This window comes from Solitalea canadensis DSM 3403 (genome assembly GCF_000242635.2).
Lineage (GTDB): Bacteria > Bacteroidota > Bacteroidia > Sphingobacteriales > Sphingobacteriaceae > Solitalea > Solitalea canadensis.
Window position 1 is genome coordinate 1277939 of the sequence record NC_017770.1, and the last position, 13497, is coordinate 1291435.

Sequence of the window (13497 nt, forward strand, 5' to 3'; positions counted from 1 at the left end):
TATGAAAAAATCCTTATTCAAAATAATGGACAGCAACAAGAAACTAATGAGCATGGTATTTATCATGCTCTTTTTTATTCCTTTCTGTGGATATACCCAAGGCTTCCTGAAAGCCAATGGAAAAATCATAGTAAACGAAGGTGGTAATAAAGTAATCCTTCGAGGAATGGGTTTGGGAGGATGGATGTTACAGGAAGGCTATATGTTTCGGCTTTCCTCTTTTGGACAACAATATAAGATCAAGGAAAAAATTGAAGAACTGATCGGGAAGGAAAAAACAGAGGAATTTTACAATAAATGGCTGACTAATCACACTACAAAGGCTGATATTGATTCATTAGCTAAATGGGGATTTAACTCTGTTCGGTTACCGATGCACTACGGATTGTATACTCTTCCTATTGAAAAAGAGCCTGTAGCAGGACAGAATACATGGATTGAGAAGGGTTTTACTGTGACAGATAGCCTTTTAAGCTGGTGCAAGGCAAACAAACTTTACCTGATTCTTGATTTGCATGCCGCTCCGGGTGGACAAGGTCATGATCTTGCTATTTCCGACAGGGAGCCTGAAAAACCTTCTATTTGGGAAAGTGAAGCTAATCAGCAAAAAACCGTGGCTCTTTGGAGAAAACTTGCCGAACGTTATGCTAATGAAACATGGATAGCGGGTTATGATATAATCAATGAACCCAACTGGGGCTTTACCGATCCTAAGGATAAAATTGGCAACCTTGAAAAAGAGAATAAACCCCTCCGAAAATTATTGATTGATATCACAAGAGCAATCCGCGAGGTTGATCAAAAGCATATTATCATTATTGAAGGCAATGCTTTTGGTAATAACTACAATGGTATCATGCCTTTATGGGATAATAATTTAGTGGTGAGCTTTCATAAATATGGAAACTTCAATAATCTGGAGAGTATTCAGGGATTTCTCAATTTACAAAAGGAAAATAACATGCCACTTTGGTTAGGTGAATCTGGCGAAAACTCGAATACTTGGTTCACTGAATTGATTTCAATGGTTGAAAGTCATGATATCGGTTGGGCATGGTGGCAATTGAAAAAGATGGGTGTTAATAATCCTTTGGAAATAAAGATCACCTCCGGTTACCAGCATTTATTGGATTATTGGTCAGGAAAAGCAGCCAGACCTACACCAACTGAAGCTCTTGCCGCAATAGAAGAATTGGCTGAGAATCTGAGAATTGAACATAATATTTATCATAAGGACGTTATTGATGCGTTGTTCAGGCAAGTCAAGACTACTGAAACCAAGCCTTTTCAGCATATACTGATCAAAACAGGAACAGTCGTTAATGCGGTTGATTATGACTTGGGACGACAGCGTTTTGCCTACTATGATACCGATACGGCAAGTTATCATTATACACCCGGAGTTAATACAGTAGGTAATAAGGGGCGTTCATATAGGAATGATGGTGTCGACATTCAGAAAAGGGAAGATGGTTATTATGTTTATTCAATAGAAAGCGGCGAGTGGTTGCAATATACACTGAATGTTGAAAAAGGAGGCGTATACACTGTTAAACTAATTGTTTCTGCTGGTGTGGATAGTGGTGAAATTACCATTAATCATAACGGAATAATTGAAAAAGCCATTTCAATACCAAATACAAACGCGAGATGGACAAACGTCACTTTTAAATATATAAAATTAAAAGCCGGCAGCAATAAGCTTGTGGTAATGGCAAATAAGGGTGGTTACGATTTTAAAGGCATTCAGTTTGATCGGATAAAGTAAGTTAGATTCAGGTTTTAAACGGTAATCCTCAATTCGCGATTCGCGAATTGAAATATCGCCAGAAGTTCGCCATACTGAGGATGTTGATGTTGTAATTGAACTTGCCAGTTATGCAGATTATTCCATTTTAGATGAAAAGCTTAGAGCTATTGGATTTATTAATGATATAGAATCTGGTATAATTTGCAGATACCGGATACAGGGCATCTATCATGCCAACCACTCCCGATGCAATTGGTTTTAGTAATAAATGGTATCCAGATGGACTCAAACATGCAATCCAAAATACGCTCTTGATGAAGGTAACTAGATATCAATTTTTTCGTTGCCATATTTTATAGCAGCAAAATTAGAAGTGTATTGGAAAATGCAGAGAACTTGTTTGAAAAATTGAATGATGTCTCTGAAAAATTAAGTAGCTATTTAATAGATGAATTCAAAAAGTTACTAAATGATCCTGATTTTGAGGAAGGTTTATATGCACACTTAGAGTTTAAAACTGCCCAATTTAAAAGTCAGGAGATTATCAATATTCTATCTAAACTCATAACTGCCTCCAATTAAATAACTATTTTAGTTTGTTGAAGATTTTCTACATTCTTTAACTTTAAAGAATATGCTTTCCGGATAAAGAAGCGTTATCAGTTTTTAGCATATAATTTGCCTGAACTACCTAAAAGAATAAGCAATTTTGAAAAAAGTGTTACGCTTTCTCTTAAAAACACTGCTATGGGTTTGTGCCCTAGTTGCTTTTCTATTGCTTTTGGTTTGCTTGGTTTTGTACGTTCCTGCTGTTCAAGGTTTTGTTAAAGACAAAGCTGTGGCTTTTCTGAAAAAAAAGACCAATACAGAAATACGTATTGAAAGTATTCATCTCAAATTTCCTAAATCAATTGAACTTAAAGGTTTTTATGTTGAAGACCTGAAAAAGGATACACTGCTTTATGCCGGAAAACTGAAGGTGAATATTGGAATGTTGCAACTCTTGAATAATAAAATCGATGTCCAACATGCTTCGTTAGAAAACCTAACAGCTCACGTTTACCGTAAACTACCCGATACAGCTTTTAACTTTGCCTTTATCACCAAAGCTTTTTCTTCGGCAGATACCGCTAAGAAAGAAACCGATACTTCCGAAAGTACGCCATTAACTTTTTCACTAGGGAAGATAGAACTGAAGAATATTTACCTTACTTATGATGATGATGTTACAGGTAATGATGCCTTGCTTTATTTGGGTAAGCTGGAAACAACTATCAAAGACTTTTACCTGGAAAATCCAACCTATAGGATTGGTAAAATCCAATTAGAGAATGTTTCCGGACATTTATTTCAACGAAAAGGGTTGGAGGCAACTAAAGCAACTGAAAATGTGAAGGAGGATAATACCCCGATGCCTGAAACCGGATTAGAGAAAATTGCGCTGTCAAATATTAACCTGTTGTATAAAGATGATGTATCAGGATTGGCTTCTGCTTTAAAAGTTGGTGATTTGACTGCTGATTTCAAGGAAATAGATCTTCAAAAACAAGTCGTTAGCATCAGGGATATAGCATTGAATAACGCATCGGCAATTGTTTCTTTGGATAAAGTTGACTCAACAGAAACGAAAAAGCCGGATAAACCAGAAACTTCTACAGCGACTAATTGGCAAGTCGGAATAAATAAACTTTCGGTGAAAAACACAGCACTGAAATATGATAACAATCCGGTAAAGCCAGTAACTCAGGGCATGGATTTTAATCACTTGCAGGTAACTGGTTTGTTGATTGATGTGGACGATATTCAGTATAGTTCAAATGCAATCAGTGCAGCGATTAATAACATCTCGTTTAATGAAAAGAGTGGGATTCGATTGCAGAGGTTGTCGGCCAATGCAATGTATGATAATCAACATGCTGCATTGCATAATTTTAAACTGGTTACTAATTATACACAGATCGATAATTCATTGGAAGTTTCTTATCCTTCAATAGAAGCTGTTTCAAAAGACATTGGTTTGTTAGGAGTAAATGCAGACATCAGGAATTTGAAGTTGGGTATTCGTGATGTGCTATATTTTCAACCACAACTTGCAGCAAATCCAGATTTTAAGAAAATTATCGACCAAGTAATTGTTATAAAAGGTTCGGTAAAAGGTAAGGTTAGTGATTTAACTGTGAGGGATTTTCTTCTCAATGCCGGAACACAAACCCAACTTTCGTTAAATGCCAATATAAAAGGCATGCCCAAAGCAACAAAAGGTGTTTTTGATATTGACCTGAAACAGTTTACCACCAGTAAATCAGATATTGATCGCTTAGTTCCTGCTCATTATATATCTTCATCGGTACGAATTCCGGATAAACTTTCTTTAAGTGGAGATTTTAAGGGTTCAATGGAAAACTTTAAAACCCATCTTCAGCTGCTGACCACTTCCGGGAATGCAAAACTTAACGCATTGATGCTGAATGGAAAAGCTGAAGGAGCTGAACGCTATACTGCCCATGTTGTTCTGGATCATCTCAATGTTGGCCAATTGCTCAAAAATGAAGAAACATTAGGAAGCATATCATTAGAGGCTTCATTGGTTGGAATCGGTACCACCGTCAATACAGCTGATACGCAATTGAAAGGGATCATAAAAAGTGCCGGATTAAAAGGATATGACTATCGTAATTTAGATTTAGAGGCTTCTTTTAGAAACAAGGAATTGCAGGCTCAAGCGCAAATCGCAGATCCGAATGTGAGTTTTAATTTTAGAGGTTTGGTGAGTTTGCAGCAAAAATATCCAGCAATAAAGCTAAGCGGTATTATTGATAGCATAAATCTTACTGCATTAAACTTAAGTGATAAAAATATTAAGTTCAGAGGTGAAATTAATGCTGATTTACCTTCAGCAGATGTCGATTATTTAAATGGCCGGGTAGATCTTTTTAACTTCCTGGTGTTAAAAGAAAAACAATCGTTTCCAATTGACTCTATTCAACTGGTGGCAAAAAGCACTGCAGATAGCAACAGGATCGATCTTCAATCACCCATTATTACAGCTACACTTAAAGGAAAATACCAACTCTCAAAACTGGGAGATGCTATTGATCAAATAGTAAGTAAGTACATTAATCAGTCGTCTACAGTTGAAGCTCAAAAAGGAAAAACAGAACCCCAGATTGCTGAGCTGAATGCTGTTTTAGTATATCCTAAGTTCCTAAAAGAACTGCTTCCGTCGCTCTCTCGTTTTCAAACAGGCTATATTAAGGCCAATCTAAATTCACAGCAAGGTCAGCTAAGTGTAAATGCCAATTTCCCGATGATTACTTATAGTAATATTGCTATAGATAGTTTGAAACTTAATATAAAAACAGATTCAGCGAAGCTTTCTTATAATCTTTCGTTAGAACAATTGACTCATCCCGAAATTACTATTCATGCAACTCAGATTTCTGGCGATGCAAAAAATAATATGGCAACAATCAATTTGAGTGTCAAGGATGATAAAGATAAAGAAAAGTATTTCATGGAGGTGCAATTAAAGGCATTGAAGAGTAAATACGAGTTTGTATTGGGCAAAAAGCTATTGCTCAACTATGAAAACTGGCAAGTGTCTGAAGATAACAAGATCAACTACGCTCCCACCAGTTTAATTGTTAATAAGCTCAAAATCGCTCAGAACGAAGAATCACTAACCATTGATTCACAAGAGGGAACTGCTGGTACGCCATTAACGGTTACATTTAATCAATTTAATCTGGAAACGCTTTCTAAAATAGCTGAACAGGATAGTGCTGCTGTAAGTGGTGTTTTAAACGGGAATGCATTGATTGAAAATGTAATGAGTAGTCCTGTTTTTGTTGCGGATTTAAAGGTGGAGACGTTCAGGTTTAAATCCAGCAAGGTGGGTGATATAACTATTAAAGTAAATAATAAGCAAGCCAATGCGTATGTTGCTAATGTGAGTATAACCGGAGAAGGCAATGATGTGCAGCTGGATGGAACTTACTTCACACAACCTCAAAGCTCATTTGATTTGAATCTTGCCATTAACAAGCTCAACATGAGTTCGGTGGAGAGTTTTACTTTCGGACAGCTACGAAATGCCACCGGGACAATTAATGGAAACCTTTTGGTAAAAGGTACCGTTGATCAGCCGGATGTTAATGGATCGGTAACATTTAATCGGACCGGTTTTATCCTTTCTTATCTCAATTCTTACTTTACACTGCGTAATGAGCGTATCCAATTTGATGATCAGGGAATCAAATTTGATCAGTTTACTATTAGTGATTCTGCCAGAAATGATGCTGTAATTGATGGTTATGTATACACCAGAACGTTCCGTGATTATAAGTTCGGACTCCACGTTACAACTGATAATTTTAGGGCTTTAAATACAAAGCAAAATAACAACGACTTGTATTATGGTCCGGTTTACATTGATAGTGATATTAAAATAACCGGTACGATTGATCAGCCTAAGGTAGATGTTAACGCTAAACTTCGTGAAAAATCAATACTTACTGTTGTATTGCCAACCGGCACTCCAAGTGTTGTTGACAGAGAAGGTGTTATTGAATTTGTAGATATGGATCTTATCCGAAAGGGTATTTATTTAACCTATGAAGATCCGGATACAACCGTTGCCAGAACAACCTTTAAGGGTTTTGAGTTGAGCGCCAATATCGAAGTTGATAAAGATGCTGAACTAGTGCTCATAATTGATCAGCAAAGCGGAGATAATCTTCGTGTTAAGGGTACAGCGTTGATGAATGCCACCATGGACTTAAGTGGCAAACTAAGTCTGACTGGCACTTACCAGATCAGCGAAGGTGCTTATAATCTGTCAATTTCCGGAATCGTAAGGCGAAAATTTGATATTAAAGAAGGTAGCAGCATCACGTGGACCGGAGAGCCGACTTCAGCAAACGTTGATATAACAGCTGTTTATAAAACAGAAACCTCTGCCATGGAACTATTTGAAAGTCAGGTGGCATCAGGAACTGCCGAAGATAAAAACAAGTATAAGCAAAAGCTTCCATTCGAGGTTGAATTGTACATCAAGAATGAATTAATGCATCCTGAAATTTCCTTTGCGCTAGATATTCCTGAAGAGGAACGTACTCGTTACGCTATCAGTACCAATGTTTACAATCGTATTAAGCAGATCAACCTCGATGAGTCGGAATTAAATAAACAGGTTTTGGGGCTGTTGGTGATGAACCGATTCATCGCGTCCAATCCGTTTAGCAGCTTAGAAGGTGGGGGAAGTGGTGTAGAAGGCATAGCACGCCAAAGCGCCAGTAAATTACTGAGCCAACAACTGAATAATCTGGCCGGCGACCTCATTAAGGGAGTTGACCTGACTTTTGATTTGCAGAGTGAGGAAGACTACTCTAGTGGTCAGCTTGAAAACCGGACAGATTTAAATGTAGGTGTATCTAAGCAATTGTTTGGAGGGCGTACCACTGTGTATGTAGGAAGTAATTTTGAATTGGAAGGCGAAGAAGTTTCTAACCGTAAAACTACCAATATTGCCGGCGACGTATCTATCGAGTACCTTATTTCCAGAGATGGCAGATATAAACTGCGGGCTTATCGAAAAGATGAATATGAAAGTATTATTGAAGGCCAGGTAATTGAAACGGGACTTAGTTTTATATTAACAATGGACTATGATAAGTTTAAAGAGCTTTTTCAAAAGAGTAAAGACAAATCGAAAAAGAAAGGAAAGCGTTCGGGAAGAAAAAGAAATGAGGCTACAGAGATAAAATCAGATACATTAAAAAGTCGGCAGTCAAATTCTGGGGGTAATAACTAATGTATTTAAGGAGACATACATATCATACCATTGGTCCAGTTGCCTTAATTAAAGTTTTATTATTGCTGATGGGAGGGATACTGTTCGTTGGGTGTAGTAATACACGTTATTTGCCCAAGGGAGAAAAGCTTTTTACTGATTTGAATGTAAAGTTTGAAAAACACACTAAAAGTAAAGTAAAAACTTCCACCTTAGCGGAAATGGTGCGTCCCCAGCCTAATAGTAAAATATTAGGAATGCGGGTAAAATTATACGCCTACAACATTGCCAAAGAACCCAAAGGCAAAGGGCTCAATTATTTTTTAAAGAAGAAGTTTGGAGAACCTCCTGTTTTATTTAGCAGCGTTAACTTAAAACGTAATATCGATGTGTTAACCAATTACCTGGAAAACCAGGGCTATTTTAATGCAACTGTTAATGCGGATACAGTAGATAGACGTAAGCGGGTAACGGTTACCTTTACCGTAAACCCCGGAGACCGGTATAAAATTAAAGAAGTAGTATTTCCGAGCGATTCAGATTCATTGAATACCTATATCCGTGAAACTGCAAAACAAACGCTGCTGAAAAAAGGTGACCCATTTATTTTTGAGATTATTAAGGAAGAACGTGTTCGGATTGATGCTGAGCTTAAGGAAAAGGGATATTTCTACTTTGGTCCGGATTACCTGATTATGCAGGTCGACAGTTCTCACCGGAATAATACCGTTAACATTTATATAAAAGTAAAAAAGGATGCTCCCGACAAAGGGCTGCATACCTATCGCATTAATAATATTAATATTTTTCCGAACTATTCTGCAGATCAAGATAGTTCCGTCGATTTAAAAAATGCCACCGTATATGAGGGCTATAACATAGTTGATCCCAACAAAACGTTTAGACCCATAACCTTTGATCGTTCCATTTTCCTGGAAAAGAACAAACTTTATACACGTAAAGATCACAATCTGTCGTTAAACAGATTGGTTAACCTAGGTGCATTCAAATTTGTAAAACTGCAACTTACAGATGTCGACAGCATTTCACGCTTGCTTAACGCTGATTTCTATCTTACTCCTTCACCTAAAAGATCATTGCGTTTTGAAGTAACAGGAACCTCAAAATCTAACAGCTATGTGGGGTCCGAACTTAAAGTGGAAGCCCGTAACCGAAACTTTTTACGTGGTGCAGAGCAATTTAATTTAAGTGTTGCAGGAGGTTTTGAAACACAGGTAAACGGTAGCGCCCCGGCATTAAATTCTTATTCATTAACTACTGAAGCAAGTTTGTTTTTTCCTCGGTTTATAACACCTATTCCTAGAATTAATGAAGCGGGTGCTTTTGCACCCAAAACGAAAGTATCAGCCAGTTATCAAATCTTAACCCGACAAGAGTATTATACCCTTAATTCGGCCAGTTTAATTTTTGGCTATAACTGGAAAGAGTCGACCCGTAAAGAGCATACATTTAATCTCGTTTCTATAAGCTATGTGCAGCCGTCAAATACCACTGCAAAGTTCGATAGTTTGCTGCTAACTGATCCCACCTTGCAGACGAGCTTTATGAAGCAGTTTATTATTGGGACCAATTATAATTATATTCTTACCAATCAGTTAGAAACAAGAAGAGTTAATAATTTTTACGTGAATGCCAATATTGATCTGGCTGGTAATCTAATGGGGTTACTGATAGGTGGTAAGGAATCTGCTGAAAACCCGGGAAAGATTTTTGGCACTCCATTCTCTCAGTATGCACGGGCATATGTTGATGGTCGGTATTATTGGAACTTCCGCCCTAATGTTACCTGGGCCAATCGTATGTTTATGGGCTTTGGTTATGCTTATGGCAACTCATCGGCCATGCCTTACCTAAAACAGTTTTATAGTGGAGGTAGTAATAGCGTGCGTGGTTTCAGAGCCCGAACCTTGGGGCCGGGTACTTTTCCGCCTGAAACCGATGCTACTTTTCCTGATCAGGCTGGCGATATAAAATTTGAGTTGAATACTGAGTTAAGGGCAAAGCTGTTTAGTGTTGTCAGAGGAGCTGTTTTTGTGGATGTAGGTAATATCTGGCTGGTAAATGAGAATCCGCAAATACCCGGAGGCAAGTTCAGGGCTGGTCAATTCTTTAATGAGCTGGCTGTAAGTGCAGGCGCCGGTTTACGTATTGATGTATCTGTTTTTGTATTACGGTTTGATGGAGCTTTTCCGCTTCGTAAGCCTTATTTGCCCGATGGACAACGGTGGGTAATTGATGAAATCGATTTTGGTAGCAAGCAATGGCGAAATGATAATTTGATCTTGAATATTGCTATTGGTTATCCATTCTAACTTCATTCTACTTGCTTAAGTTGTAGGCAGTTGAGTTTGGGGGTGGTATGTTTTTTGAAACTATTACCTTATGAAACAAGTGCCTGATAATAAAGCGATAAGCACAGTTGAGATGGTCTTACAATATGTGCCGTTAACGTTTCAAAATTTCCTTACCGAACTTGGAGGTATGCTTCAGTTCACAGGGTACTTTTTGAAGAATACCTTTAAAAGGGGATTTGAATGGACGGAATTTTTACGGCAGAGCTATGAGATCGGCTACCGCTCTATTGGTTTAGTTTCTCTAACAGCCTTTATCATGGGGTTGGTTCTCACACTTCAATCACAACCTACATTATCAGATTTTGGAGCTGAATCTTGGCTTCCGGGTATGGTATCTATTTCTATCGTTCGGGAGATTGGTCCTGTAATAACTTCTTTGATTTGTGCTGGACGAGTAGCCTCCGGTATTGGGGCTGAATTAGGTAGTATGAAAGTAACAGAACAGATTGATGCCATGGAAGTTTCAGGTTCTAATCCGATGAAATACCTGGTTGTAACACGTATTTTGGCCTCTACAGTAACTATTCCTTTATTGGTCATACTTTCTGATGCGATCTCATTTGTTGGTGGTTATGTGGCGGTCAATATCAATTCAGATATGAGTGCGATTCTTTTCTTTAGCAAAGCCTTTGATTCACTTGATTTTACTGATTTAATCCCGGCCTTTATCAAAAGTGTGTTGTTCGGGTTTACCATTGGTTTTATCGGTTGTTTTAAAGGTTATAACGCCAATAGTGGTACCGAAAGCGTTGGTGCCGCCGCAAATTCTGCAGTGGTAACTTCTTCCATCTGCATATTTTTAATAGACATGATAGCGGTACAAATAACCAATGTATTGTATGCATAATGAGCAGTAGTAAGCAACATATTGAACCAAAAGTAAGTCCACAGGCGGAAGATACTCTTGAAAAAGTATTGGAGATCAAACATCTTTCAAAGTCTTTTGGAGAAAAAGTAGTGCTGAAAGACATCAATCTTGAGCTTTGGAAAGGAGAAAATTTGGTAATGTTGGGGAAATCTGGCCACGGTAAGTCGGTGTTAATCAAGTGTATAGTTGGTTTGTTGACTCCCGAAAGTGGTGTGCTTAAGGTTTTTAATCAAGAGGTAACTGACTTAAATGAAGATGAACTGCTCGCTTTAAGAAAAAGAATCGGCTTTCTGTTTCAAAATTCGGCTTTGTATGACTCCATGTCGGTTCGGGAAAATCTTGAATTTCCTTTACAGCGGCAGAAGGAGAATCTTAATAAAGAAGAAACCGATTCATTGGTCAAAGAGGTGTTGGATGCAGTAGGATTAACGGATGCAATTGATAAAATGCCGGCCGACCTATCAGGAGGGATGCGAAAGAGAGTGGCCCTTGGCAGAACGCTTATACTTAAACCGGAGATTATGCTTTATGACGAACCAACAACAGGCCTTGATCCGATCACAGCTGCTGAAATAAGTGAGCTGATACTTGAGGTGCAAAAGAAATACAACACATCTTCCATTATCATTACGCATGACCTGGCTTGTGCACGTACAACGCATAATCGTATTGTGGTGCTTAAAGAGGGTGAATGCATAGCTGAAGGGTTATTTGAAGAATTGGAAAAATCAGATGATGAATTTGTGCATTCATTTTTTGATAACGTTAGATCATATGGATAATGTAAAGAAAATAAAACTGGGCTTTTTTGTGCTTTTAACATTCCTGTTAATTGTTGTGGCTGTTTTTATGATTGGTCGTAATCAAAAGTTGTTTAGCAGTACTTTTTACGTTACAGCTTTCTACAAAAATATTGGAGGGTTACAGGTTGGCAATAATGTGAGATTTTCGGGAATTACCGTAGGTATTGTAGAACGGATAGAACTGGTAACTGATAGCACAGTGCGGGTGGACATGCAAATTGAGGAAAAAGTGAGAAAGTTTATTAAAAGGGATGCCGTTGCAAGTATAGGATCGGAAGGTTTAATGGGCGACAAAATGATCGTTATTACTCCCGGTAAAATTTCTTCGCAACCGATTCAGCCCGGAGGAAGATTGATAAGTGCAGAACCCATGGATATGGACAAAATCATCAACCAAATTGGAGATATAGCTGGAAATGCATCGCAAATTACAAATGATTTGGCGGCAATAACTGGGCAAGTCACCAAAGGAAAAGGTTCTCTTGGCCGTTTGATTTATGATGATGAAATAGCAGATGATATAAAGGGAACGATGAAGAATGTAGAAAAGGGTACTAAAGGATTTGAGGAAAATATGAATGCCCTAAAAAGTAATTTTTTACTCAGAGGATATTACAGGAAAAAGGAAAAAGAAACTCAAAAACAAAAAGAAAGAAAAGTTGATAGTCTACAGAAATCAAAAGAAAATGACAACGAAAAGAACCGGGATTGAGTCCAAAAAGTTAACCGTTATTTAGAGTCGCTCTAATAATGCTTTTTATTATAAAACGTGTTCGATAGTTTATTACCAAATCAATAATAACATGGAAGAGGAAAAAATATTTCAGTTACATAGTTTAACCGACAAATTGAAACGACAATTGGAATTGAAGATTGATCTTTTGACACTTCAGGTTAACGAAAATGTAGCCAAGGCGGCAGCAACCATTATCACAAGAGGTATTTTGATAGTAATAATGCTTTTGTTCGTGGTATTTGCTACCATAGGGCTTGCATTTTACTTAGGCACACTATATAATAGTCTATGGCAAGGTTTTTTGGTAGTGGCAGCAGGTTACCTACTAATAGGGTTAATCACTTTCTTCATAAAGGACGGTATCGTAGAAAAACCGTTGGTCAATGTGTTTATAAGAATATTATTTAAATCAAAAAATGATGAGCAGGCTAAGCAAAATTGAATCCTTGCAGGATCTCTATGAGGAACGAAAAAGATTAGAAGTGTTAAAATATCAGAATGAGCTATTGATTAAGGAAGAGTTGAACGATCTTAAACAACATATTAAGCCATTAACTAATATTTTGGGTGCATTTTCGGGTAATAAAGATGGAAAATTAAGCACAGTTGGGTTATTGGCAAAGGGTGCAAAGGCTGCCTTGCCGTTTGTAGCTTCAACTGTTATTGGAGGACCCAAAGTAGGTGTGCTAAGTGTGGCAGCTTCACTTGTTTCCAGATTGTTTCGAGGGAAATCAAAAGGCAGTAAGGAGAAAAAATAAAAGGCCGTAAAAACGACCTTTAAAAACCAATTAAAACTAAAGTGTTTAACTTTTTACTCTTCTGCTAACAGAAGAATCGAAACTACCATTCACTAAAGGAACTTACCATAAAAAAGATGGTAATGATGGCAAAAATGATAAGGTGTTTCAGCTTAAATTCGAATTCTTTTTTCTTCCTTTTCATAAGTATGGATTAAGAGTTAGAAAAAATGTCCGGTAAATAAGAACTTATTATTGAGAGCATTTTTAGTTACGGTGTTTTGTGAAACAAACTAAGAGCAACAGAAATAATCGATAAAATCAAAAGTAAGTGTATTACTTTTCCGGTACCTTCTACTGTTATTCCCAGAATCCAACCAATCAGCAAAATTGCTGCAATGAGATTTAGCGTCGTTTTCATAAATTCAAATCCTTAA

At 37.5% G+C, this 13497-nt stretch carries 10 protein-coding genes; 9 read left to right on the forward strand and 1 reads right to left on the reverse strand.

All coding sequences use genetic code 11. The features are described from left to right. Nucleotide 1 precedes the first annotated feature (1 nt). The 9 genes from SOLCA_RS05245 to SOLCA_RS05285 all read left to right on the forward strand — a co-directional run bounded on the left by SOLCA_RS05245 (nt 2) and on the right by SOLCA_RS05285 (nt 13081). Entirely contained in the window at nt 2-1768 is a 1767-nt protein-coding gene (locus SOLCA_RS05245) for a cellulase family glycosylhydrolase (protein WP_245536752.1), read from the forward strand. Nucleotides 1769-2128: 360 nt separating this feature from the next. Continuing rightward, entirely contained in the window at nt 2129-2332 is a 204-nt protein-coding gene (locus SOLCA_RS05250) for a hypothetical protein (RefSeq protein WP_042479350.1), read from the forward strand. A gap of 136 nt (nt 2333-2468) precedes the next feature. Beyond that, nucleotides 2469-7562, forward strand: coding sequence for a translocation/assembly module TamB domain-containing protein (locus SOLCA_RS05255; protein WP_014679409.1), 5094 nt, complete (start codon nt 2469-2471; stop codon nt 7560-7562). Then, on the forward strand, nt 7562-9874 hold the full coding sequence (gene tamL / locus SOLCA_RS05260) for a translocation and assembly module lipoprotein TamL (RefSeq protein ID WP_014679410.1): 2313 nt from the start codon (nt 7562-7564) through the stop codon (nt 9872-9874). The genes SOLCA_RS05255 and tamL overlap by 1 nt, the downstream gene beginning before the upstream one ends. 70 nt (nt 9875-9944) lie before the next feature. Further along, nucleotides 9945-10763, forward strand: a complete 819-nt coding sequence (locus SOLCA_RS05265) for an MlaE family ABC transporter permease (RefSeq protein WP_014679411.1) — start codon at nt 9945-9947, stop codon at nt 10761-10763. Beyond that, a complete protein-coding gene (locus tag SOLCA_RS05270; protein ID WP_014679412.1) occupies nt 10763-11566 on the forward strand; it encodes an ABC transporter ATP-binding protein in 804 nt (267 codons plus the stop codon). Before SOLCA_RS05265 ends, SOLCA_RS05270 begins: the two co-directional genes overlap by 1 nt. Continuing rightward, nucleotides 11559-12299, forward strand: coding sequence for an MlaD family protein (locus SOLCA_RS05275; RefSeq protein WP_014679413.1), 741 nt, complete (start codon nt 11559-11561; stop codon nt 12297-12299). Before SOLCA_RS05270 ends, SOLCA_RS05275 begins: the two co-directional genes overlap by 8 nt. Nucleotides 12300-12390: 91 nt before the next feature. After that, nucleotides 12391-12765, forward strand: coding sequence for a phage holin family protein (locus SOLCA_RS05280; RefSeq protein ID WP_014679414.1), 375 nt, complete (start codon nt 12391-12393; stop codon nt 12763-12765). After that, complete coding sequence (locus SOLCA_RS05285; protein ID WP_157604517.1) at nt 12740-13081, forward strand: hypothetical protein; 342 nt, start codon at nt 12740-12742, stop codon at nt 13079-13081. Before SOLCA_RS05280 ends, SOLCA_RS05285 begins: the two co-directional genes overlap by 26 nt. A gap of 250 nt (nt 13082-13331) precedes the next feature. Here the strand turns inward: SOLCA_RS05285 and SOLCA_RS23045 are convergent, their stop codons facing one another. Beyond that, complete coding sequence (locus SOLCA_RS23045) at nt 13332-13481, reverse strand: lmo0937 family membrane protein (RefSeq protein ID WP_014679416.1); 150 nt, start codon at nt 13479-13481, stop codon at nt 13332-13334. Between the last annotated feature and the right edge of the window lie 16 nt (nt 13482-13497).

Bases quoted from the DNA above. Each gene is read 5' to 3' on its own strand.
- SOLCA_RS05245 (WP_245536752.1), top strand. From the start codon at position 2: ATGAAAAAATCCTTATTCAAAATAATGGACAGCAACAAGAAACTAATG.
- tamL (WP_014679410.1), top strand. From the start codon at position 7,562: ATGTATTTAAGGAGACATACATATCATACCATTGGTCCAGTTGCCTTA.
- SOLCA_RS05265 (WP_014679411.1), top strand. From the start codon at position 9,945: ATGAAACAAGTGCCTGATAATAAAGCGATAAGCACAGTTGAGATGGTC.
- SOLCA_RS05270 (WP_014679412.1), top strand. From the start codon at position 10,763: ATGAGCAGTAGTAAGCAACATATTGAACCAAAAGTAAGTCCACAGGCG.
- SOLCA_RS05275 (WP_014679413.1), top strand. From the start codon at position 11,559: ATGGATAATGTAAAGAAAATAAAACTGGGCTTTTTTGTGCTTTTAACA.
- SOLCA_RS05280 (WP_014679414.1), top strand. From the start codon at position 12,391: ATGGAAGAGGAAAAAATATTTCAGTTACATAGTTTAACCGACAAATTG.
- SOLCA_RS05285 (WP_157604517.1), top strand. From the start codon at position 12,740: ATGATGAGCAGGCTAAGCAAAATTGAATCCTTGCAGGATCTCTATGAG.
- SOLCA_RS23045 (WP_014679416.1), bottom strand. From the start codon at position 13,481: ATGAAAACGACGCTAAATCTCATTGCAGCAATTTTGCTGATTGGTTGG.